Raw genomic sequence first — 21,924 nt, 5'->3', positions numbered from 1 at the left:
TTCCACCCGCGATCGGGCCGACGCCCCGGGATCTGGCCTGATCCGTATTGACGGGAACGCCGCAGTAGACAGGGAGTACTCCCCTCCGCACGAACGAGAGTACCCAATCACCAAGGAAAGGTAAAGGGCGAAGTAAAAGAAACACCAAAAGCCCAGGTCGGAGCGGCTTTGCGGATGCTTGGTAAAGGGGGTGTCAGGTCACCGGTTCCAGGAGCGGCGGGCCGCCGCGACCTGGGTGAGCACCTGCTGGAGCACCTGGCTGCCGGGCGGTACGAGCGGGGGCTCGTAGGTCCAGGCGTGCCCCACCCAGGGGTCGGCGAGGTGGTCCTCCGGCACCGGGGTGAGTCGCAGCAGCGAACGCCACAGCGGGTCCAGCAACGGGCCGTAGGCAGCGGCCTCCTCACGGTCGGCGACCATCATCAAATGGACGCCGACGGACGGGCCCTCGTCCGCGAGATAGCGCAGCTGGTTCACGGCCCGGTCGTCGAAGCCGTGCGGGAAGTCATGGACGATCAGCAGTTGCTCGGAGGTGTCGAAGCCGGGCGGGAGTGACTCGGACGCGCCCCCGCGCACCGCCATCTGCACCAGGTCGACGCGCTGGGTGAGCCTGCCGAGCACCTCGGTCACTCCGGCCGCTCCCACGGCAGGCGGGGCCCCGAGCACGCCGGTCTGGACCAGCGGGGCGAGCGCCTGGGCGCCGGAGCCGGCCGGGTCGATCACATGGACCGTGAAGTCGCCCGCCGGATGGACGGCGAGCAGCCGCGCCGCGTGCGCCAAGGCCGTCTCCAGGGCGAGCCGGCGCAGGTCGTGGGAGTCGTGGAACGAGCCGTCGAGGGATCCCGACTGTCCGCTGTCGATCCACAGACCGCGCTCCAGCGGCAGCCGGACCAGCATCGGTATGCGCAGCGGGTCGCTCTCGGGCAGGTACAGATCGCCCAGACGCAGCGCCATGGGCGTCTCCATCGGCACGCGGTAGGCATGCCAGACGGGGTTGTCCCAGCGTGCGTACGCGGGCGGCAGCGCGGGCTCGACGACGTCGGACTCGGCGGTGAGCTGGGCAAGGTCCCGGTCGAGGGTGGCCCTGGCCTGGTCCACGAGCTGGGCGTGCTTGGCCTGGGCCGCCTCGCGCGCGGCGTCGCCCTGGCCGCCGATCCGGCTGCGCGGGTCGGACAGGACCTGGTCGAGCTCCTTCTCCATGCGCGAGTCGGCGAAGTCGACGGCGCTGCGGTACGCGGCCGTCGTCCGGGCCAGGTCCTCGAACATGCCCCAGACCTGGTTGTAGAGCCGCTCGTCCATGGACCAGCCGGTGGCGTCGCCCGCGACCGGCTGCCCGGGCCGGCCCGGCTGGGCCGGGGGCGCGGGCGGGGCGGGCGGCGGCGGAGCGGTGTTCTGCCGGCCCGGGTGGCTGTAGTTGATGCCAGCGGCGGGCGGGTCAGCGGGCGCGGCCGGGTAGCCGGGCTCGGGGGTGTTCTGCGGCGCCTGCGCGCCGTACGGCTGGGTGGCGGGCGGCGGCGATACGGCGCCGGAGGGGCCCTGTGTGCCGTACGGCGACGTGGCCGCGGTGCCGCCCTGGTCGGGTCCCACAGCCGGGGCGGCCGGCTGCCGGGTGCGGTCGCCCTGCAGAGGCGCCTGGACCGATCGGGCCAGGCCCTGGGCCACCGCGTCGTTGATGCCGTTCGCCAGCAGACCCGCCTCGGGCAGGTTCTGGTCGGCGAGCAGTTCGGCGAGACCGCCCGCGTAGCCCTGGCCGATGGCGCGCACCTTCCAGACGCCCTGGCGCCGGTAGAGCTCCAGGGCGACGACGGCCGACTCGGCGTCCAGACCGGTGATGGTGTAGCTGGCCACCTCGGAGCCGTCGAGGCCGGTGACCGCGACGAAGGGGGCGGCGACCGCGCCGAAGCGGACCGGGCCCCCCACGCCGGTGGGCAGGGCGAGCAGCACACTGACCCGGTGCACGGCTTCCGGCACGGCGTCCAGGTCGACGGCGAGCCGATGGTCGGCGGCCGCCTGCCGGGAGACCTCCAGGCCCGGCAGGGTGGGCGCGCCCGGATGGGCCACCCACTCCTTGCCGTGGATCTTGCCGTGCTCGTCGCTGAGCGTGGCGCCCGCCACGACCGGCGCTCCGGCCGAGACCCGGATCTCAAGACGGGCCTGGGAGAGCAGGTGGTTCTGCCCCCGCACCAGCTCGGCCGTCATCGCCTTCGTCCCCCTGTGTCGCTGTGTCTCGTGTGGTGAAGTGTGCTGCTCGCCGGGTGGGCCTACAGGTGCGGCAGGATCGCCGGCATCAGGTCCTGGAAGGTGCGGCCGTTGGCCGGACTACCGAGGGCCGTCATCGTCCAGCCCGGGCCGTTGCGGTGCACCTTCGCCATGATCTGGGCGGTGTAGGCGCCGCCGCCCGCGAGCGTGTAGCGGGCGAGCTCCTGGCCGTTGGTCTCGTCGACGATGCGGCAGAAGGCGTTCTGGACCTCCTGGAAGGTCTGGCCCGTGAAGGAGTTCACGGTGAAGACGATCTGGTCGATGTGGACCGGGATCCGCTGCAGGTCGACGAGGATCGCCTCGTCGTCGCCGCCCTGGCCGACACCGCCGACCAGGTTGTCACCGGTGTGCCGGACCGAGCCGTCGTCGCTCACCAGGTGGCGGAAGAAGACCACGTCGACCGGCTGCTTGTCGGCGAACAGGACGGCGGAGGCGTCCAGGTCGACCTCCCGGGTGCGCGAGCCGAACAGGCCACGCCGCGGGGCCGCCTGCCAGCCGAGACCCATACGCACCGCAGTCAGGCTGCCGCCGTCGCCCTTCTGCAGACTGATGGCCTGACCCTTGGTCATGTTGACGGTCACGCGCTGATTCCCCTCTCGAACTGTCCCCTGTTGCCGCGGAGTCCGCGGATGACGAGAACCCTACGCAGAGGCACTGACAGTGCCGTACCCAGGTCCGCACTTTGTGTCGGTCTTGCAACACTGCGCGCCCCGCGCGGTCACCCCTGTCCCGTCAGGCCAGGCCCGCCTCCTTCATCTGGCGCAGTTCCTTCTTCATCTCGGAGACCTCGTCGCGCAGCCGGGCCGCGATCTCGAACTGGAGGTCGGCCGCGGCGGCGCGCATCCGCGCGGTCATCTCCTCGATCTGTTCGGCGAGCTCGGCCGCGGGGCGGTCGGTGGGCACCGTCTCCTTGGCCTTGCCCTTCGCCCCGCCCTTGGCCGCCTTGCCGCCCAGCGAGGGCACCGGGGCCTTCGCACCCTTGCCGTCCTTGGTCTTGCGGTAGCCGGAGCCGAGGAGTTGCTCGGTGTCGACGTCCTCGCGGGCGATCTGCGCGACGATGTCGTTGATCTTCTTGCGCAGCGGCTGCGGGTCGATGCCGTTCGCCTTGTTGTACGCGACCTGCTTCTCCCGGCGGCGGTTGGTCTCGTCGATGGCCTTCTCCATCGCCGCGGTGATCTTGTCGGCGTACATATGGACCTGGCCGGAGACGTTACGCGCGGCGCGGCCGATGGTCTGGATCAGGGACGTGCCGGAGCGCAGGAAGCCCTCCTTGTCCGCGTCGAGGATGGCCACCAGGGAGACCTCGGGCAGGTCGAGACCCTCGCGCAGAAGGTTGATGCCGACCAGTACGTCGTACTCACCGGCGCGCAGCTCGCGCAGCAGTTCCACGCGGCGCAGGGTGTCGACGTCGCTGTGCAGATAGCGCACCTGGATGCCGAGTTCCAGGAAGTAGTCGGTGAGGTCCTCGGCCATCTTCTTGGTGAGTGTGGTGACCAGGACCCGCTCGTCCTTATCGGTGCGCTTGCGGATCTCGTGCACCAGGTCGTCGATCTGGCCCTCGGTGGGCTTGACCACCACCTCGGGGTCGACCAGGCCGGTGGGGCGGATGATCTGCTCGACGGCGCCGTCGGAGCGCGAGAGTTCGTACTGGCCCGGGGTCGCCGACAGATAGACGGTCTGGCCGATGCGCTCCTGGAACTCCTCCCACTTCAGCGGGCGGTTGTCGAGCGCCGAGGGCAGCCTGAAGCCGTGCTCCACCAGGGTGCGCTTGCGGGAGGCGTCGCCCTCGTACATGGCGCCGATCTGGGGCACGGTCACATGCGACTCGTCGATGACGAGCAGGAAGTCGTCCGGGAAGTAGTCGAGCAGGGTGTTGGGCGGGGAGCCGGGCAGCCGGCCGTCGAAGTGCATCGAGTAGTTCTCGACGCCCGAGCAGGTGCCGATCTGGCGGAGCATTTCAAGGTCGTACGTGGTGCGCATGCGCAACCGCTGGGCCTCCAGGAGCTTGCCCTGCTTCTCCAGTTCGGCCAGGCGCTCCCCCAGCTCCTTCTCGATGTCGTTGACGGCCCGCTCCATGCGCTCGGGTCCGGCGACGTAGTGGGAGGCCGGGAAGACGTACAGCTGCTCGTCGTCGCTGATGATCTCGCCGGTGACCGGGTGCAGGGTGGACAGCGCCTCGATCTCGTCGCCGAACATCTCGATGCGGACGGCCAGCTCCTCGTAGACCGGGAAGATCTCGATGGTGTCGCCGCGGACCCGGAAGGTGCCGCGGGCGAAGGCCATGTCGTTGCGCGTGTACTGGATGTCCACGAAGCGGCGCAGCAGCTGGTCGCGGTCGATCTCCTCGCCGACCTTGAGGGGGACCATCCGGTCCACGTACTCCTGCGGGGTGCCCAGGCCGTAGATGCAGGACACGGAGGCGACCACGACGACGTCGCGGCGGGTGAGCAGCGAGTTGGTGGCGGAGTGGCGCAGCCGCTCGACCTCCTCGTTGATCGAGGAGTCCTTCTCGATGTAGGTGTCCGACTGCGGTACGTAGGCCTCGGGCTGGTAGTAGTCGTAGTACGAGACGAAGTACTCGACGGCGTTGTTCGGGAGGAGCTCCCGGAACTCGTTCGCCAGCTGGGCGGCCAGGGTCTTGTTCGGCGCCATGACCAGGGTGGGGCGCTGGAGCTGCTCGATCATCCACGCGGTGGTGGCGGACTTGCCGGTGCCGGTCGCGCCGAGCAGGACGACGTCCTTCTCACCTGCCTGGATGCGCCGGGCGAGATCGGCGATGGCCTGCGGCTGGTCGCCGCTGGGCTGGTAGGGGCTGACGACCTCGAAGGGCGCCACCGTGCGTTCGATGCTGGAAACGGGCCGCATGGATCCACCGTACGGCCACCCACTGACATTGATGCTGGTACCCAGGTTCCGGTGATCGTGGCCCAGCCACTGACTGACGCCCTGCTGGGTTGTCTTCCCGCTGTTCTGTCCGGTCGCCGGGACCTGTTCTCATGGCTCCGGCCGGGCGGAACATGACCTGATAGGAGCATCAACGGGGCCGGGTCACCGGTTCTGCGGGGTGCGGGAGCGGCGTTCGTCCAGGCTGCGGTGGGGGCGGAGCTGCGGGCGGCGGGCGGTGTGGGCGGCGGCGCTGTGGGCGGGGATGCCGGGTTTGTTGTCGACGGCGGCCAGGTCGGGCTTGCCCATGACCATCAGGGGGTCGAACATCACGACGACTCCGGCCAGCAGCAGGAAGGCGAGCGGGCCGATCATCAGGGGCGCGAGGATGGCCGCGGGCGAGTCGCCCGTCGAGACGTCCGAGGCGCTGTGCAGCTGGACGCTGAGGGCGGCCATGCCCGTGTAGTGCATCCCGCTGACGGCGAGCCCCATGACGAGGCTCGCGCCCACGCTCCACAGGAAGCCCCTGACCTGACCTGCGGCCCACAGGGCGGCGGTTGCCGCGGCCATGGCTATGGCGACGGAGGCGGCGACGGTGAGGGTGTTGTACTCCAGCTTGCCGTTGAGCCGCAGCCCTGCCATGCCCAGGTAGTGCATGGAGGCTATGCCGAGTCCGGTGATGGTGCCGCCGGTGAACAGGGCGGTGCCGCGTGCGCCCTTGTAGCCCACGATGAAGATCCCGATGCCGACCATGACGATGGCGACGGCGAGGCTCGCGAACGTCAGCGGTTTGTCGTAGTGGATCGGGGTCTCCTTGACCGTGAACCCCATCATCGCGACGAAGTGCATGGTCCATATGCCGGAACCGATGGCCGCCGAGCCGAGGGCGAGCCAGCCGGGGCGCCAGGAGCGGGTGACGAGCATCGCTCTGGTGGTGCAGCGCAGGCCGAGGGCGCCGCCGAGGCAGGCCATGAGGAAGGCCACCAGCGGTGTGACGAGGCCGTAGCTGAATCCGTCGACCGTGCCCTGCATGCGCGGCTGTCCTTCCGCCCTCTTGCGTCCCGGAATGTGCTGAAACACGCCCCCTCCCAGGACCGCCCGAGCGGTCAGGGTTGAGGCAGAGAGTATGACCCCCACCGGAATGGTCGAACGATTTTCCGGCAAAGAAACACGGACCTGCCCCAGTTGTGCGGCAGCGGTGAACGGACTTGGGCAACCCCATTCGATCCATGGCCATCCTGCAACCCCCTGTTGTTGACGCTCTGCTGTCACAGTGGTGCTGTCCGTGACGCTTGTCAGAAGGAGTACGCATGCACGCGCGCGCTGTTGCCGCCACGACCACCGCGCTCCTGGGTACCGCCACCTTCCTGCTGCCGACTCCCGATGCCCGGGCCGGTGTCACCGGCACCCCGCCGACGGTCCTCGCCCACCGGGGCGCCTCGGCCTACGCGCCGGAGAACACCCTGGCCGCCGTCGACAAGGCGGCACAGCTCGGGATCAGGTGGGTCGAGAACGACGTCCAGCGCACCAAGGACGGCGAGCTGGTCGTCATCCACGACGACAACCTGAAGCGGACGACCGACGTCGAGGAGGTCTTCCCCGGCCGGGCGCCCTGGAAGGTGAAGGACTTCACGGCCGCGGAGATCGCCCGCCTGGACGCCGGAAGCTGGTTCGGCCCCGCGTACGCGGGCGCGCGCGTGCCGACACTGGAGCAGTACATGGCCCGCGTCGAGCGCCACCGCCAGAAGCTGCTCCTGGAGATCAAGAACCCCGGCCTGTACCCGGGCATCGAGCGTCAGACCCTGAAGGTGCTCGGCAACGAGGGCTGGCTCGACCGGCGCCACCTGGGCCGGCTGATCGTGCAGAGCTTCAGCGCGGACAGTGTGCGGACCGTCCACCAGCTCAAGCCGGCCGTCAAGACCGGCTTCCTCGGCACGCCGAACGTGGCCGACCTGCCCGCGTACGCCGAATTCACCGACCAGATCAACCCCTCCCACGGCTCGATCTCCGCGGGCTACGTCGCCGCCGTGCACGCCTTCACCGGAGCGCACGGCAAGCCGCTGGAGGTCTTCACCTGGACCGTCGACGACGCGGTGAACGCACGGCGGGTGGCCGGGTACGGCGTCGACGGCATCGTCACCAACAAGCCCGACGTGGTGCGGGACGCGGTGAGCGGGCGCTGACCGAGGGCGTTGTCAGTGCCGGGCCGTACGGTGGAGCGCATGGACAGCCATGGGCAGTACGAGCAGCGGATCGTGTGGACCGTCGTCGGCACCGACATCGGTCCGTTGCTGCTGGCCGCGACCCGCGAGGGCCTGGTCAACGTCGTCTTCCACGCCACCGACACGGTGCGCGACAAGGCCCTGGACCGGCTTGCGTCCCGGTTGGGCGGCGAGCTGGTCGAGGCGCCCGACTCCCCTGTGCTCACCGAGGCGATACGCCAGGTGAAGGCGTACTTCGCGGGTGAGCGGCACGACTTCGAGCTGCCGCTGGACTGGTCACTGATCTCGGGCTTCAACCGGCAGGTGCTGCGCGAGCTGGCCGCCGGTGTGCCGTACGGCTCGGTCGTCGGCTACGGCGATCTGGCCGGGCGGGTCGGCCAGCCGGGCGCCGCCCAGGCGGTGGGCATGGCGATGGGCGCCAATCCGCTGCCCGTGGTCGTCCCCTGCCACCGGGTCGTGGAGAGCGACGGCGGCATCGGCGGATTCGGAGGCGGCCTGGAGACCAAGCGGAAGCTGCTCGCCCTGGAAGGCGTGCTGCCCGAGCCGCTGTTCTGAGCCCACCCCGTGCCGCCCGCTGAACAGGCCCTAGTCGTAGTGCCGGGCCTCGAAGACGTTCCCGTCCGGGTCGCGGAAGTAGAAGCTGCGCTTGGCCGGGCCGCGGGCGCCGAAGGAGTCGTGGGAGATCTCCGAGAGGGGCAGATTCTCCTCCGCCAGGCGGGCGAGGAGGCTGTCGAAGGCGGCCGCCGGGAGGGCGACGCAGACGTGGTTGACCGGGTGTCCTGCGCTCTCCTCGGCGCCCGGGAGCATCTTCATGCGTTCCGCCATGGACTGCGGCATGAGGTCGATGATGGTGTCCTCGTTGAGGCGCACCGAGGGGAACGGCACCTGCCCCGCGGCGAACTCGGCGAGCCGCACGGGCTGTGTGCCGAGCGTCCTCTCGTAGAACTCGGCCGAACCGATCGGGTCGCTCACCCAGAGGACGACGTGGTCGAGTCGTGCGGTGTGGTCGGTCATGCGTCCCAGGCTGGTGTCGTCCCCCACCGGCCGCAAGTGGTTTGACCGGGCGCCGGGCCCGCCAGGGATGAGGGAGGACCGACGGACAGGAGGCAGGCGCGTGGTGCTGGTGGTGTCGGAAGAGGTGCGGGACGCGCTTGACGCGCGTCAACCCGTGGTGGCCCTGGAGTCCACGATCATCGCGCACGGGCTGCCGCGGCCGCGCAACCTCCAGGTGGCCCTGGAGCTGGAGGACGTCGTACGGCGGGAGGGCGCCGTTCCCGCGACGATCGCCGTGCTGGACGGCCGGCCCCATGTCGGCCTGGACAAGGAGCAGGTGGAGCGGGTCGCCAACGAGGACGGGATCCGCAAGCTGGGCCACCGTGATCTGCCGCTCGCGATGGCGGCCGGGGCGAGCGGGGCGACCACAGTGTCGGCGACGGCCCTGCTGGCGGCCCTTGCGGGGGTACGGGTGTTCGCGACGGGCGGGCTCGGCGGAGTGCACCGGGAGTGGACGGTGACGCAGGACGAGTCGGCCGACCTGGGCCTGCTGGCACGCACCCGGATCACGGTGGTCTGCGCGGGCGTGAAGTCCATCCTGGACGTGCCGGCGACACTCCAGCGCCTGGAGACGCTGGGTGTGGCGGTCGCCGGGTACGGCACGGACCGCTTCCCCGGCTTCTATCTGTCGGACTCCGGCCATCCGGTGGACTGGACGGTGCGCTCGCCCGAGGAGGTGGCGGAGGTGATGCGGGCTCAGGACGGGCTGGACGGCCCGGAGTCGGCGCTGATCGTCGCCAACCCCGTACCGGAGTGCGAGCAGCTCGATCCCGGGCTGCACGCGCGTGTGCTCGCCGACGCGCTGCACGCGTGCGAGGAGGAGGGTGTCACCGGTCAGGCGGTCACCCCGTTCCTGCTCGACTACCTGGTGCGACGCACCGAGGGCGCCTCGCTCAGTGCCAATCTTGCGGCGGTGCGCGGCAACGTACGGCTGGCGGCGCGGATCGCGGCGGCCTGGGCCCGGGCGTGACGACGGCGCGAGGCGGTGCCCTGCTGGTCGTCGGCGATGTCGTCACGGACGTGATCGCCCGGCACCGGGGACCGCTCGCCTCGGGCACGGACACGGCCGCCGTCATCCGTACCGTGCCGGGCGGCGCGGGCGCCAATGTGGCCTGCTGGGCCGCGTACCGCTCGGACGCGGAGGTACGGCTGCTCGGACGGGTGGGCGTGGAGGCGGCGGCCTGGCACGAGCGGGAGCTGGCCGCCTGCGGGGTACGGCCGTGTCTCGTCGTCGATCCGCTGGCGCCGACCGGCACGGTGATCTGCCTGGTGGACACGGGCGCTGCGGCCGAGCGGACGTTTCTGACGGACAGTGGCGCCTCGCTTCGGCTGGACGTCGGTGACTGGTCGGACGCGCTGCTCGACGGGGTCGCCCGACTGCATCTGTCGGGCTATCTGCTGTTCTCCGAGCCGAGCCGTGCGCTGGTGGCGGCGGCCCTCGCGTCGGCACGCACGCGTGGTGTGCCGGTGAGCCTGGACCCGGCCTCGGCCGGGTTCCTGGTGGAGCTGGGGGTGGACCGTTTCCTGGAGCTCGTCGACGGCGTCGACGTCCTGCTGCCCAGCCGTGACGAGGCCTGTCTGCTGACGGGGCTGCCCGACGCGGCGGACGCGGCGGCCAAGTTGAGCCGCCATGTCCCGCTGGTGGTCGTCAAGCAGGGCGCGGCCGGTGCGCTGGTGGCGCGGGGCGGCACGGTGTGCGCCCAGGTGCCCGCGGCGCCGGCGACCCCGACGGACACCACGGGGGCGGGCGACGCCTTCACCGGCGCGTTCCTCGCCGCCCTGCTCCGGGGCGCCGAGCCGGAGGAGGCGGCGCGCGCGGGGTGCCGGGCGGGGGCGCTTGCGGTGGAGCGGGTGGGAGGCAGACCGCCGGGGACCGACTGACGGTACGGGCCTGCTACGACCCGCGGCGGCGGGCGGAAGAGCACCGGCGTACCGGGCCTGCTGTCAACTCGCCCTCCGCGTTTACGCCTTGCGCCCCCACGCCGAGATCATCGGGGCCGTGGCCAGGTCCATGCCTCCTGAGGCGACGTTGGCCAGGTGGCGGTCGATGTCCTCGTGGGTCGCGAAGCCCGCCGAGACGAGCTGATCGCGGATCTGGCGGATCGTGGCGGACTCCAGGGCGGCGCAGGCGGGCGAGGTCAACGGGAAGTAGGCGTCGGCCTGAACCCGCTGCAGCCCCGCCTCCCGCAGCAGACGCGGCAGCCTGCGCCCGTAGGAGAGGTCGGCGCCACGATCGGCGAGCAGTTTCCGGAAGCCCTGCCGCAGCCGGTTCGCCAACTGCTGGTGGGGGCCGTGTTCGTCGGGGCAGACCAGGGGCTGAAGGGCGGGATCGGCGTCCTCGACCAGCAGCCGTCCGCCGGGCCGCAGGGCGGTGAGCATCGACCGCAACGCCCTTTCGCGGTCGGGGACATGAACGAGGACGAGCCGGGCATGCACCAGATCGAAGCCCTCCCCGGGCGGCTCCTCGGTTCCGACGTCGTGGACGCGCACCTCGACGGGCGGCCGGGCGGCCGCGGCGACCCGCGAGGTGTCGATGTCCGTTGCCACCACCCGTCCGGTCGGTCCGACCTTCTTGGCCAGCCACGACACCACCGAGGTGCCGCCGGCGCCGACCTCCCAGCAGCGCCAGCCGGACCCGATGCCGAAGGCTTCGAAGTGCCGGAAGGTCGTCGGATCGAAGAGTGCGGCGAAGGCGTCGAAGCGTTCGCCCGCCTCGCTCTGCCGGTTGTCCAGGAGATACCCGTCGGATCGCGTCATGCCGCGATCATCCCAGTCATCCCTCTTGTCCGGAGTGGTCGACGCGCACCCGGACCCCGTTCGCGGCATGGCCGAACGGGCTCCGGCAGCAGCGGGCCGACCCGGCCGAACCGGCTTTGTCCACAGCCGGGAACCAAGCGGAATGCGCTGCTCCCACAGGCTTACCCGGCTCTCACGCCGAACTGGCAGACTGGCGCGACCAGCGCGGGAGAGCGGCGCGAGGAGATCCACGCACGGCACGCAAGGAGATCCAGATGTCCATGGCAGGAAATCTGCGGAAGGCAACGAGCCTCGGCAAGGTCGGCGGCCTGCGCAGGGTGGCGCGGCTGGCCCGGCGGCGCCGCCGCGTCGACCTGAGCCACCCGGCTCGCTCCCCGCTGGGCTCCTCCGTGGTGAACTGCGTGAGCTATCGCGAGGGCCGGAGGGTTCCCGAGAGCGGCGACCTGGTCGACATCGTGCAGCGGGTGCGCAAGCACGGCGACGGTTTCGTCTGGCTCGGTCTGCACGAACCGACGGACCAGGAGTTCGCGGGCATCGCCGAGCTCTTCGAACTGCATCCACTGGCCGTCGAGGACGCGGTCGAGGCCCATCAGCGTCCGAAGCTGGAGCGCTACGACGAGACGCTGTTCGCGGTGTTCAAGACGGTCTGCTACGTCGAGCACGAGGAGCTCACGGCGACGAGCGAGGTCGTGAACACCGGCGAGATCATGGTCTTCACCGGCCATGACTTCGTGATCACCGTGCGGCACGGGCGGCACGGCTCGCTGGGTCCGCTGCGCGAGGAGCTGGAGTCCGAGCCCGAGCAGCTCGCCAAGGGCCCGGCCGCGGTGCTGCATGCCGTCGCGGACCATGTGGTCGACGACTATCTGAGCGTGGCCGACTCGGTGCAGGCGGACATCGACCAGGTGGAGACGGATGTCTTCGCGGAGGCCGGCGCCCGGGTCGACCCCGGCCGGATCTACCAGCTCAAGCGTGAACTCCTGGAGCTGAAGCGGGCGGTGGCGCCGCTCACGCGACCGCTGGAGGAGCTCACCACCCGCCCGATACGGGTGGTCGACCCGGAGATACAGGCGTACTTCCGCGACGTCACCGATCATCTGCTGCGGGTCAAGGAGCAGATCGCCTCCTTCGACGAGCTGCTCAACTCGATCCTCCAGGCCCATCTCGCGCAGGTCACGGTCGCCCAGAACGAGGACATGCGGAAGATCACGGCCTGGGCCGCGCTGGTCGCCGTCCCGACGATGGTCTGCGGGGTCTACGGCATGAATTTCGACCACATGCCGGAGCTGCACTGGAAGTTCGGCTACCCGCTGGTCATAAGCGTGATAGCCGTGGCATGTCTGACGCTGTACCGCGGCTTCCGGCGCAACGGCTGGTTGTGAGCAGACGCCCTCGCCCCGGCGACGCCGCGAGGTGCGAGGGGCGAGGGGCCAGGGGGTGTGCGAGCGGGGCAGGTGCGGTCAGTGCGCCCGGGTCCTGGCGTAGACGCTCTCGGCCCAGGTGCCGATCTGGTCCTCCGTCAGATGCTGGGCCAGGTCGGCCTCGCTGATCATGCCGACCAGGCGCTTGTTCTCGATGACAGGGAGCCGGCGGATCTGGTGCTCCTGCATCTCCCGGAGCACATCGCCGACGTCGGCGTCCGCCTCGATCCAGCGCGGGGTGCCCTGGGCCATCTCGCCGGCGGTGACCTTGGCGGGGTCGTGTCCCATGGCCACGCAGCCGACGACGATGTCGCGGTCGGTGATGATGCCGCAGAGCCGTTCGTTGGAGTCGCTGATGGGCAGGGCTCCGACGCCGAGGTCGCGCATCAGCTGGGCGGCGCGGTCCAGGGTCTCGTGCGCCGGGATCCACTGGGCTCCGCGGTGCATGATGTCTCCGGCAGTGGTCATGGGGTACCTCCCGGTGCCGGACGGCCGGCGCGGCGCAGGACGCACCGCTAGTCCCGGCGCCCTACATTCTCGCCGCGCCGGACAGCGACCGCACCTCCACCGGCGGGACCAGGCGTCCTCTCCCGGTCAGCCGCTCCAGGCCGGATGCCGGGGGTCGTCGGCGCGGACCAGGACATCGGCGGTGGCGGCCGGGTCGGTCTCGTCCTCGTAGCGGGCGAAGGCGGGGAGGGTCCAGTGGTCGGGTTCGGGGGTTCGGCGGCGCAGGGCGCCCGGGGAGAGGAGGACGTGGACGGTCAGGTCGAAGGGGAACCAGTGCCGAAGCAGCAGCGGGCCGTGCATCAACAGGGCGCCGCCGGGCGGGAGGGGGACGTACGGGTTGCGGGTGGCGCGGTCGGTGACGGGGTCCCAGAGGTCGGGCAGGACGCGGCCGTCGCCGCCGGGTTCGAGGGGGCCGAAGACCTCGCGCCACAGGGCGCGGGTGTCCAGCCAGCCGTCGTAGTAGGCCTCCACGTCCCGGTGTCCGTGCTCCAGGCGGATCGAGGCGGGGCGCAGGAAGCCCTCGGCGCCGACGATCAGCGAGGGGCGACCGCGGGTGCGCAGGGCTTCGGCGACGCGTTCCGCGAGGTCCCCCGGGCGGGCCGCGGGGGCGCCGTCGAAGGCGATGCGCGGCCAGGGGCTGCCGTCGGCGGGCTTCAGGTCGAGCAGCCGCTCGGCGAGGAGGTCGCCGAGCCGTTCCCAGGTGATCGCTTCGAGTCGCACAGGGCCCATGATGCGTCAGGGGCGGACAGGGGTCGGTGTCGGTGTACGTCGGGGGGGACAGGGGTCGGTGTCGGTGCACGTCGGGGGGGACAGGGGTCGGTGTCGGTGCACGTCGGGGCGGACAGGGGTCGGTGTCGGTGCACATCGGGGCGGACAGGGGTCGGTGTCGGTGCACATCGGGGCGGACAGAGGGTGATGTCCGTGCACGTCGAGGGGAATGAACCGCGTATGGAGCACCTGGCAACTCCCCCGCACCGCAGCGGACCTCTCGTCATCCAGCCGATCAGGCGGCGGCACTGCGCGGAGTGCCGGGGCGGCCCGCTGTCGCTGCTCGTGCTGGAGGACGGGGCGCCCCGGTGTCTCGACTGCGCGGACCTCGGGCACCTGGTCTTCCTCCCGCGCGGTGACACCGCGCTGACCCGCCGGTCCCGGGAGGAGAGCGCGCTGTCGGCGGTGGTGGTGCGGTTCAACCGGCGCAAGGGGCGCTATGAGCGGCAGGGCGTCCTCGTGGAGGAGGCGGGTCTTGCCCGGGCCGAGGAGCGGTGTCTCGCGGACGCCGAGGCGAGGCGGCGCCGGCGGCTGCGGGACGCGCGGCGCAGGGCGGCCGAGGACGTGCGGTTCGCGGAGGCGTTCGCGGCGGAGATACGGCGGCTGTTCCCGGGGTGCCCGCCGGACCAGGCGGCCGCGACAGCCGCGCACGCCTCGGTGCGGGGCAGCGGACGGGTGGGCCGGAGCGCGGCGGGGCGGGCACTGTCCGAGGGGGCGGTGACCTCGGCGGTCGTGGCGTCCGTGCGGCATATGGACACGCCGTACGACCAGTTGCTGATGAGCGGGGTGCCGCGGCACGAGGCCCGGCGGAGGATCGCGGCGGCGGTGGAGACCGTGCTGAGGCAGTGGCGGCAGCCGGAGGCGAAGGCGGGCTGACCGCGCCCCACCCACCGGAGCCACCCTGGACTCTCGCTTATGCCCCCGCGGCGCTCGGCCATGGGATACGGCCACGCAGAGGATTTCACTTGTGGTGACGGGCGGTGCCGGGAATGATCTCGGCGGGACTGGGGAGTTGACGTCGTCATGATCGATGGGCCGTACTTCGTACTGACCGTGCTGGGTGTGCTGGGAACCGGTCTGGTGGCCGGGGTGTTCTGCGCGTTCTCCACCTTCGTGATGAAGGGGCTCGCCGCGCTGCCGCCCGGGCAGGGCGTCGCGGCCATGCAGGCGATCAATGTGGCCGCGGTGACCCCGGCGTTCATGCTGGTGTTCATCGGCTCGGCGGTGCTGTGCGCCGTGCTCGCGGTGGTGACGTTCGTGCTGTGGCCGGACGAGGGGACCGTGGAGCTGCTGCTGGGCAGCGCGCTGTATCTGTTCGGCTCGTTCGGGGTGACCATGGTCGCCAACGTGCCCCGCAACGACGCGCTGATGAAGATGGAGGCGGGCACCCGCGAGGCCGCCGCGTACTGGACCACCTACGTGCGCGAGTGGACGGCCTGGAACCACGTCCGCATGGTCGCCTCGGCCGGCGCCGCCATCTCCTACGTACTGGCCCTCACCTGAGCGAAGCGCAAGGGGCTGATGAGACGTATCGTGGCCGGAAGAGTGCCGCCCGATCACGCACGGCCCCACTCCGCACGCAAGGGAGACGGCCATGGCCGATCCCAAGGGATTCATGACCACGCCCCGCCAGGACCGGCCCCGCCGGCCCGTCGAGGAGCGGGTCCGGGACTGGGACGAGGTGTATGTCCCCGGGGCGCTGCTGCCCATCATCAGCAAGCAGGCCGACCGGTGCATGGACTGCGGGATCCCGTTCTGCCACGAGGCCTGTCCGCTCGGCAATCTGATCCCCGAGTGGAACGATCTGGTGTCCCGGGAGGACTGGCGGGCGGCCGCCGACCGGCTGCACGCCACCAACAACTTTCCCGAGTTCACCGGGCGGTTGTGCCCGGCGCCGTGCGAGGCGGGGTGTGTGCTCGCCATCAACCAGCCCGCGGTCACCATCAAGAACGTCGAGTGCGCCATCGCCGACCGGGCCTGGGAGCTGGGGTTCGCGCCGCCCAGGCCGCCGGACCGGCTGTCGGGGCGGACGGTCGCGGTGATCGGGTCGGGACCCACGGGGCTCGCGGCGGCACAGCAGCTGACCCGGGCCGGGCACACGGTCGCCGTGTACGAGAAGGACGACCGGATCGGCGGGCTGATGCGGTACGGCATCCCCGAGTTCAAGATGGAGAAGGTCCAACTGGAGCGGCGTATCGAGCAGATGCGGGCCGAGGGGACCAAGTTCCGTACGTCCGCGGCGGTCGGGCGGGACATCGGGGCGGACGAGCTGCGGACGCGGTACGACGCCGTGGTGCTCGCCACCGGGGCGACCGCGTGGCGTGAACTGGACGTGCCCGGACGGGAGTTGGCCGGGATCCAGCAGGCCATGGAGTATCTGCCGCTGGCCAACCGGGTGTGCGAGGGCGATATCGAGACCTCGCCGATGTCCGCCGCCGGGAAGCGCGTCGTCATCGTCGGCGGCGGGGACACCGGCGCCGACTGCCTGGGCACGGCGGTGCGGGAGGGCGCCGCGTCCGTGACCCAGCTAGACATCTACGCCCAGCCCGGCGCCGAGCGCGACGAGGACGCCGAGCCCTGGCCGACGTATCCCAAGATCTACCGGCTCTCGGCGGCGCACGAGGAGGCGCGGGAGCTGCGGACGGCCCCCGCGGCGGACGCGGACGCACGGCTGTTCGCGGCGTCGACGCTGCGCTTCACGGGGGACGCGCAGGGGCATGTACGGTCGCTGCACCTGGTCGAGGTCGACTCGAACCGTCGGCCGGTGCCGGGGACCGGGCGGGCCATTCCGGCCGATCTGGTGCTGCTCGCGCTCGGGTTCTCCGGGCCCGACCAGGAGGACGGGCTGATCGGGCAGCTGGGTCTTGAGCTGGAGCCCCGCGGCACGATCGCGCGGGACGCCGGCTTCGCCACGAACATCCCCGGCGTGTTCGCCGCGGGCGACGCCGCCCGGGGCCAGTCGCTGATCGTGTGGGCGATAGCGGAGGGACGGGCGGTGGCCGCGGCGGTCGACCGTCATCTGACGGGGAGCTCGCGGCTGCCGGCGCCGATATCGCCGTACGACCGGCCCATGGTGGTGTGAGGCGATTACCGCTCGTCCGTCCCCGCCACCTTCCCCGTCGACAGCGCCACCCGGTTCCAGGTGTTGATGGTGAAGATCAGGGCCAGCACCCGGGCCGGCTCCTCCTCGTCGAAGTGGGCCGCGGCCTCGGCGTAGACGGCGTCCGGGACACCGGCGTCGGAGATCAGCGTCACCGCCTCCGTCAGGGCCAGCGCCGCCTGCTCGCGCTCCGTGAAGAAGTGGCGGGCCTCCCGCCAGACCGCCACCATGTGCAGCCGGTCCTCGGTCTCACCCGCCTTGCGGGCGTCGTTGGTGAGGAGTCGTCCGCCCAGGCGGTCCGGCGCAACCTCGCGGTCGGACCGCCGTCGATCGAGCAGATCTCCTACGGACTGAACCTCAGCCCCAGCAAGGCCGGGCAGCCGCCGATTCCGGTGGTTGTCGTCAGCCGTGTGGTGGACGCCCCGCGCCGGATCATGTCCTGGTTCTGAGACCTGCTCAAGTCGGCCCCCACCAGCGGTCGTTCATCAACTCAGTGTCGCCATAAGGTCATTGCAGCAGCAAAAGGACACACGTCTCAGGAGAGCAGGAAGTCGGCCACCCCCGCCTTGGCGCCTTCGATGAAGGCCGTCATCTCGTCGGTGGTGTAGATCAGCGCCGGACCGTCCGGGTCGGTCGACTGGCGGACGGCGATCCTTCCGTCGGCCAGCTTCATCGCCTCCAGGCAGTTGCCGCCGTTGCCGCCGCTCCACGGCTTGTGCCAGCCCTCGCTGCCCAACTCCCGGGCGGGCATGCCGTTGTAGACGGGTATGCGCGGCTTGATGCGATCCATTCACAGCTCCTTGCGGAGATCCCGGAGGATCTCCTTCGTGCGATGTGCCGTAGCGGCCTGCGCCGCCATGCGGTCCATGACCTCCAGGTGGGTCGCCACCTCGGGGCGCGCGTCGAGGTAGACGGCGCCGGTCAGGTACTCGCTGTAGACCATGTCCGGCAGTTCTGACATGGCAAATCGGAACAGCACGAAGGGCCCGTACGTGCCGGGGTGCGGCCCGTTCTCGAACGGAGCGACCTGCAGCGTCACATTGGGCAGCTTCGTCAGCTCCAGCAGCCGGTCGATCTGGGCACGCATCACCTCCGGACCGCCGATCCGGCGGCGCAGCACGGTCTCGTCCATGACGACCCAGAACCGGGGGGCGTCAGGACGGGTGAGCAGTTCCTGGCGTTGCATGCGCAGCGCCACATGGCGCTCGATGTCGTCGGGCTTGGTCTGGCCGATGGCGCCCGATCTCAGCACCCCACGCGCGTAGTCCTCGGTCTGCATCAGCCCGGGCACGAAGTGGGGCTCGTAGGACCGGATGAGGCTCGCGGCCCCCTCCAGGCTGACGTACATCGAGAACCAGTTCGGCAGGATGTCGTGGAACCGCTGCCACCAGCCGGGCTTGTTGGCGTCCTCGGCCAGCTGCACAAAGGCCTCGGCCTCCTCGTCGCCGACCCCGTAGGCCTTCAGCAGCAGCTGGAGGTACGGGATCTTGAGGGCGACCTCGGCCATCTCCATCCGGCGGACGGTGGCGGGGGCGACACGCAGGACGCGGGCGGCCTCCTCACGCTTGAGCCCGGCGCGTTCCCGCAGGTCCAGCAGGCGCCGGCCGAGGACGACCTGGCCGACCGTCGGCGCGGACCGCGGCTCGCTCACGCTCCCACCTCCACCAATGAATCCTGACAGCCCTGCGGCGCCACTCGAAGACCTATTCGAAGATCTGGGCAGACCTCCGGCGATCCCAATTGGCGCCGCTCGACATGCTGTTGCGAGCAGTGTGCCACGGCCATCCACCGCCGCACACAGCACTCTGCAATTTTCAGAGTGACACTTGCCAAGTGTTCACGGCGGGGCGATAGTGGCAAGCGTGATTCCGTCCGCGCCCTTAGGAACAGACGCCGCCGCAGGCCTGCTCGGCCTCGGTGCCGCCACGGCGGTAGGCCCCCAGCGGGGTCCCGCCGAGCGCCGGTTCCGCTTTGAGCTGGCCGCACATCCGGGTTCCCCCGCGCAGGCCAGACGCCTGACGAGGGCCCGGCTGACCGGCTGGTCGGTCTGCGAGGACACCTGCGACACGGCGGCCCTCGTGGTCTCCGAACTCGTCACCAACGCCATCGTGCACACCGCGAGCAGGCACATCGTCTGCGAGCTCCACGACGGCGACGAAGTGGTGCGAATAGCCGTGCGCGACCAAGGGTGCGCACCGGGTGAGCCCCACCCCGCGGCACAGCGCGGCGACGAGGAGCACGGGAGGGGATTGCTCCTGGTCGACGCCCTCTGTCACTCCTGGGGCGCCCATGAGCACGGGCCCGGACTGCTGGTCTGGGCGGAACTGCCGCGCAAGGCGGACACGCCTCGCGCGGACACCGGGCCGCGCAACGACCTGGGCTGGGGGGCCCGGCCGAAGCCAGGCCCCGCCGGGGGTTCCGACGGCGACGACGAGGACGGGGGGCCTGCGTGAGCGTCATGTCCGGCGGCGGTCAGGTACTGAGCTTGGACACACTGGTCCGACTTCGCCGCGGGTTCGCTCCGCGGGCCGAGCCGTCGAAGTTGGCGGTTCCGGAAGGTATGACTGCGCCGCTGGGGTTCGACGCGGTGGCCGTACCCGCTCGTCTCGGGCCGCTCATCCTGCCCCGACTGCCTCAGGTGGGGTGTGTCTACGCCGATGACGCGTACTGGTGGTGGATCGTTCCGGCGGACTCCGATTACGCGCTGGAGTGGCCGTCGCCGACCCGGTATGTGACGGGGGCGGTGGTTCCGGACGCGGTGCGGCTGATCCACCGGTCGGAGGGGGCTGTGCCCTATACGCCGCCGATTCCGCTGTATCTGGCGTTGTGCCGGCTTACGGGGACTACGCCTTCCTGGGCTCGGCAAGTCAGCGCGTAGCGCTCCGCGGGGGGCGGGTTCTTTGTCTGCGGGTCCGTTGTGGCTGGTCGCGCCGTTCCCCGCGCCCCATTGGGGCGCTCCCAGTACTCCCCGTTTGCGCCCTGGCCCCCAGCCCTCCACGCCGCCATAGTGGCCCTGCGGCGATCGGGGGAGGCTCCGTGGGGAAGGTGTCCGCGTCCGAGCAGCTGCTCTTTGGTGGGCCGCTGCGGTACGACATGGGGTGGAATCAGCACCGTGACGCGTTCTTGGAGTTGAACTTCCGGTCCATGGTCACGCGCCTGCCCGGGCTGCTGGTCTCCAGTTTCCGGCTCGCCTGGCAGGCCGACCGGGCAGCCGCGCGGACCGTGCTCGCGGCCGAGGTCGGCCGGGGGCTGATGCAGGCCGTCAGTCTGCTCGCCGTGAACAGCGTGCTGGGGCGGCTGATCGGCGAGGGCGCGATCGAGGACCGGCTGCGGGGAGCCGTACCGGCACTGGTCGTCATGGCTGCCGTGATGCTGGTCGGCGCGCTGCTGCGGGCCGCGTCCACGTACGCCACCGCGGCTGGAGCCGAAGGTGGAGCGCGTGGCCACCGAGCTCTATCTGGAGCGGGCCGCCGCCGTGGAGCTGGCCGCGATCGAGGACCACGCCTTCCACAAGCTGCTGGACACCGCCCAGTACGGCGCCTCGTCGGCCCGGCGCATGATCTCCTACAGCGCCCGGGTGGCGAACGCGATGATCTCGCTGATCGCGGCCGCCGGTGTGCTGACCGTGCTGCACCCGGCCCTGCTCCCGCTGCTCGCCACCATGACGCTGCCCAGCGCCTGGAGCGCCCTGTCGAACGCCCGGCGCCGCTACGAGTCGTTCCACACCTGGGTGCAGCACGCCCGCGCCGGCCATCTGATCAGCGGACTGCTCACCGAACCGGCCGCCGCCCCGGAGATCCGGGTGCACGGCGTCGGCCCGTTCCTGCTGCATCACTACCGGGCCATGTCGGAGACCGCGGAGGCGGAGCAGGCACGGCTGGCCCGCCTCGCCGCCCGCACCGGGCTGATCGCGGCGGCCTGGACGGGCCTGGCCACGGCGGCGACGTACGCGACACTCGGCGGGCTGCTGCTGGCCGGGGCGATGGCGCTGTCCGTGGTCGGCACCGCGGTGATCGCCATCCGGACCGGCTCGGCCAGCCTGGACAGCCTGGTGCTGGAGATCAACCAGTTGCACGAGGAGGCCCTGTTCGTGGGCGATCTGCAACGGCTGTACGTCGAGGCGGCCGAACGGGCCATCCCGGTCGGCGGGGAGCCGCTGCCGGAGGATCCGCGGGAGATCCGGTTCGAGAACGTCACCTTCAGCTACCCGGGTGAGTCCGCCCGCCCGGCCCTGGACGATGTCACCCTCACCCTGCCGCTGGGCCGGATCGTGGCGCTGGTCGGCGAGAACGGCTCCGGAAAGACCACCCTGGTCAAGCTGCTCGCGGGCCTGTACACCCCGGACCGGGGCCGGATCCTGTGGGACGACGTCGACGCGGCCGGCGCCGACCGGCACCAGCTCGCCGAGCGCATCGCGATGGTGGCCCAGGACTTCAAGCGGTGGCCGTTCACCGCGCGGGTCAATGTCGCCGTAGGACGGCCGGCGGCGCCGCTGACCGAGGAGCGTCTCGCGGAGGCGGTGGCCGCGGCCGGGGCCGAGGAGGTGGTGGCCGATCTGCCGCGCGGCCTGGACACGCTGCTGGCCCGGCAGTTCAACGGCGGCCATGAGCTGTCCGGCGGACAGTGGCAGCGGCTGGGGATCGCCCGGGCCGCCTATCGGCGCGGCCGGATCCTGGTCGTGGACGAGCCGACGGCCGCCCTGGACGCCCGGGCCGAGCTGGAGGTTTTCGACAAGATCCGTGCCCTGGCCGCGGCCGGGCAGACGGTCGTGCTGATCACCCACCGGCTGGCGTCCGTGCGCCACGCCGATCTGGTGCATGTCCTCGACCAGGGCCGGCTGGTGGAGTCCGGCACGCCCGACGAGCTGCTGGCCGACGGCGGTCTCTACGCGGAGCTGTACGCGCTCCAGGCGGAACAGTTCACGATGCGGGTGCCCGCCCCGAAGGCGGGCTGACCT

21 protein-coding genes and 2 pseudogenes are annotated in these 21,924 nt (G+C 71.1%); 12 read left to right on the top strand and 11 right to left on the bottom strand.

From position 1 onward, the window contains the following. Positions 1-198 precede the first annotated feature (198 nt). The 4 genes from RMT89_RS01115 to RMT89_RS01100 all read right to left on the bottom strand — a co-directional run bounded on the left by RMT89_RS01115 (position 199) and on the right by RMT89_RS01100 (position 6,171). The gene (locus RMT89_RS01115) at positions 199-2,196 is read right to left on the bottom strand and encodes a TerD family protein (RefSeq protein ID WP_315881976.1); all 1,998 of its coding nucleotides are present in this window, start codon (positions 2,194-2,196) and stop codon (positions 199-201) included. Between the two features lie 62 nt (positions 2,197-2,258). Continuing rightward, a complete protein-coding gene (locus tag RMT89_RS01110; protein WP_315881975.1) occupies positions 2,259-2,837 on the bottom strand; it encodes a TerD family protein in 579 nt (192 codons plus the stop codon). Positions 2,838-2,988: 151 nt separating this feature from the next. Continuing rightward, positions 2,989-5,121, bottom strand: a complete 2,133-nt coding sequence (gene uvrB / locus RMT89_RS01105; protein ID WP_315881974.1) for an excinuclease ABC subunit UvrB — start codon at positions 5,119-5,121, stop codon at positions 2,989-2,991. 183 nt (positions 5,122-5,304) lie between these two features. Further along, complete coding sequence (locus RMT89_RS01100) at positions 5,305-6,171, bottom strand: MHYT domain-containing protein (RefSeq protein WP_315881973.1); 867 nt, start codon at positions 6,169-6,171, stop codon at positions 5,305-5,307. 278 nt (positions 6,172-6,449) lie between these two features. On the opposite strand from RMT89_RS01100, the gene RMT89_RS01095 reads away from it, so the two are divergent. Beyond that, positions 6,450-7,322 carry a glycerophosphodiester phosphodiesterase family protein gene (locus RMT89_RS01095; RefSeq protein WP_315881972.1) on the top strand — a complete coding sequence of 291 codons (873 nt, stop codon included), beginning with the start codon at positions 6,450-6,452 and terminating at the stop codon, positions 7,320-7,322. Between the two features lie 39 nt (positions 7,323-7,361). After that, positions 7,362-7,916, top strand: coding sequence for a methylated-DNA--[protein]-cysteine S-methyltransferase (locus RMT89_RS01090; protein WP_315881971.1), 555 nt, complete (start codon positions 7,362-7,364; stop codon positions 7,914-7,916). Positions 7,917-7,946: 30 nt separating this feature from the next. On the opposite strand, the gene RMT89_RS01085 is transcribed toward RMT89_RS01090, so the two are convergent. Then, positions 7,947-8,375 (bottom strand): VOC family protein, encoded by a 429-nt coding sequence (locus RMT89_RS01085; protein WP_315881970.1) that lies wholly within the window; start codon positions 8,373-8,375, stop codon positions 7,947-7,949. Positions 8,376-8,475: 100 nt separating this feature from the next. On the opposite strand from RMT89_RS01085, the gene RMT89_RS01080 reads away from it, so the two are divergent. Next, positions 8,476-9,384, top strand: coding sequence for a pseudouridine-5'-phosphate glycosidase (locus tag RMT89_RS01080; RefSeq protein ID WP_315881969.1), 909 nt, complete (start codon positions 8,476-8,478; stop codon positions 9,382-9,384). Further along, a complete protein-coding gene (locus RMT89_RS01075; RefSeq protein ID WP_315881968.1) occupies positions 9,381-10,295 on the top strand; it encodes a PfkB family carbohydrate kinase in 915 nt (304 codons plus the stop codon). The genes RMT89_RS01080 and RMT89_RS01075 overlap by 4 nt, the downstream gene beginning before the upstream one ends. 81 nt (positions 10,296-10,376) lie before the next feature. On the opposite strand, the gene RMT89_RS01070 is transcribed toward RMT89_RS01075, so the two are convergent. Next, a complete protein-coding gene (locus RMT89_RS01070) occupies positions 10,377-11,171 on the bottom strand; it encodes a methyltransferase (protein WP_315881967.1) in 795 nt (264 codons plus the stop codon). Between the two features lie 254 nt (positions 11,172-11,425). Here RMT89_RS01070 and corA point away from each other — a divergent pair, with 254 nt between their 5' ends. Then, a complete protein-coding gene (gene corA, locus RMT89_RS01065; protein ID WP_315881966.1) occupies positions 11,426-12,553 on the top strand; it encodes a magnesium/cobalt transporter CorA in 1,128 nt (375 codons plus the stop codon). A 78-nt stretch (positions 12,554-12,631) separates the two neighbouring features. On the opposite strand, the gene RMT89_RS01060 is transcribed toward corA, so the two are convergent. Together RMT89_RS01060 and RMT89_RS01055 are read right to left on the bottom strand one after the other, a co-directional pair. Continuing rightward, positions 12,632-13,060: a CBS domain-containing protein gene (locus RMT89_RS01060; protein WP_315881965.1), complete on the bottom strand. Its 429-nt coding sequence runs from the start codon at positions 13,058-13,060 to the stop codon at positions 12,632-12,634. Positions 13,061-13,186: 126 nt separating this feature from the next. Next, the gene (locus RMT89_RS01055; protein WP_315881964.1) at positions 13,187-13,828 is read right to left on the bottom strand and encodes a uridine kinase; all 642 of its coding nucleotides are present in this window, start codon (positions 13,826-13,828) and stop codon (positions 13,187-13,189) included. Positions 13,829-14,047: 219 nt separating this feature from the next. Here RMT89_RS01055 and RMT89_RS01050 point away from each other — a divergent pair, with 219 nt between their 5' ends. The 3 genes from RMT89_RS01050 (at position 14,048) to RMT89_RS01040 (ending at position 16,949) form a co-directional block, all read left to right on the top strand. Then, complete coding sequence (locus RMT89_RS01050) at positions 14,048-14,743, top strand: DUF2293 domain-containing protein (RefSeq protein WP_315881963.1); 696 nt, start codon at positions 14,048-14,050, stop codon at positions 14,741-14,743. Between the two features lie 147 nt (positions 14,744-14,890). Continuing rightward, positions 14,891-15,370, top strand: a complete 480-nt coding sequence (locus RMT89_RS01045; protein ID WP_315881962.1) for an anthrone oxygenase family protein — start codon at positions 14,891-14,893, stop codon at positions 15,368-15,370. A 91-nt stretch (positions 15,371-15,461) separates the two neighbouring features. Then, positions 15,462-16,949: a glutamate synthase subunit beta gene (locus RMT89_RS01040; RefSeq protein ID WP_315881961.1), complete on the top strand. Its 1,488-nt coding sequence runs from the start codon at positions 15,462-15,464 to the stop codon at positions 16,947-16,949. 5 nt (positions 16,950-16,954) lie between these two features. Here the strand turns inward: RMT89_RS01040 and RMT89_RS01035 are convergent. Then, positions 16,955-17,242 (bottom strand): annotated as a pseudogene (locus RMT89_RS01035) (carboxymuconolactone decarboxylase family protein); the annotation flags it as partial. Between RMT89_RS01035 and RMT89_RS01030 the strand changes: the two are divergent. After that, on the top strand, positions 17,198-17,416 hold the full coding sequence (locus RMT89_RS01030; RefSeq protein WP_315881960.1) for a hypothetical protein: 219 nt from the start codon (positions 17,198-17,200) through the stop codon (positions 17,414-17,416). The pseudogene RMT89_RS01035 and the gene RMT89_RS01030 overlap by 45 nt on opposite strands. Before the next feature lie 86 nt (positions 17,417-17,502). On the opposite strand, the gene RMT89_RS01025 is transcribed toward RMT89_RS01030, so the two are convergent. Both RMT89_RS01025 and RMT89_RS01020 read right to left on the bottom strand, forming a co-directional pair. Further along, on the bottom strand, positions 17,503-17,757 hold the full coding sequence (locus tag RMT89_RS01025; protein WP_015661207.1) for a DUF397 domain-containing protein: 255 nt from the start codon (positions 17,755-17,757) through the stop codon (positions 17,503-17,505). Further along, the gene (locus RMT89_RS01020; RefSeq protein ID WP_315881959.1) at positions 17,758-18,618 is read right to left on the bottom strand and encodes a helix-turn-helix transcriptional regulator; all 861 of its coding nucleotides are present in this window, start codon (positions 18,616-18,618) and stop codon (positions 17,758-17,760) included. It abuts the gene before it with no gap. A gap of 202 nt (positions 18,619-18,820) precedes the next feature. Here RMT89_RS01020 and RMT89_RS01015 point away from each other — a divergent pair, with 202 nt between their 5' ends. From RMT89_RS01015 to RMT89_RS01005, 3 genes and pseudogenes are all read left to right on the top strand, one after another. Next, positions 18,821-19,420: an ATP-binding protein gene (locus tag RMT89_RS01015; RefSeq protein ID WP_315881958.1), complete on the top strand. Its 600-nt coding sequence runs from the start codon at positions 18,821-18,823 to the stop codon at positions 19,418-19,420. Between the two features lie 5 nt (positions 19,421-19,425). Next, a complete protein-coding gene (locus tag RMT89_RS01010) occupies positions 19,426-19,845 on the top strand; it encodes a hypothetical protein (RefSeq protein WP_315882007.1) in 420 nt (139 codons plus the stop codon). Positions 19,846-20,060: 215 nt separating this feature from the next. Continuing rightward, a pseudogene (locus RMT89_RS01005) lies at positions 20,061-21,921 on the top strand (ABC transporter ATP-binding protein). Positions 21,922-21,924: the final 3 nt, after the last annotated feature.

Source organism: Streptomyces sp. P17, assembly GCF_032436805.1.
GTDB lineage: Bacteria > Actinomycetota > Actinomycetes > Streptomycetales > Streptomycetaceae > Streptomyces.
The sequence above is the reverse complement of the archived record's forward strand: the minus strand, read 5'-3'. Positions and strand labels throughout refer to the sequence as shown.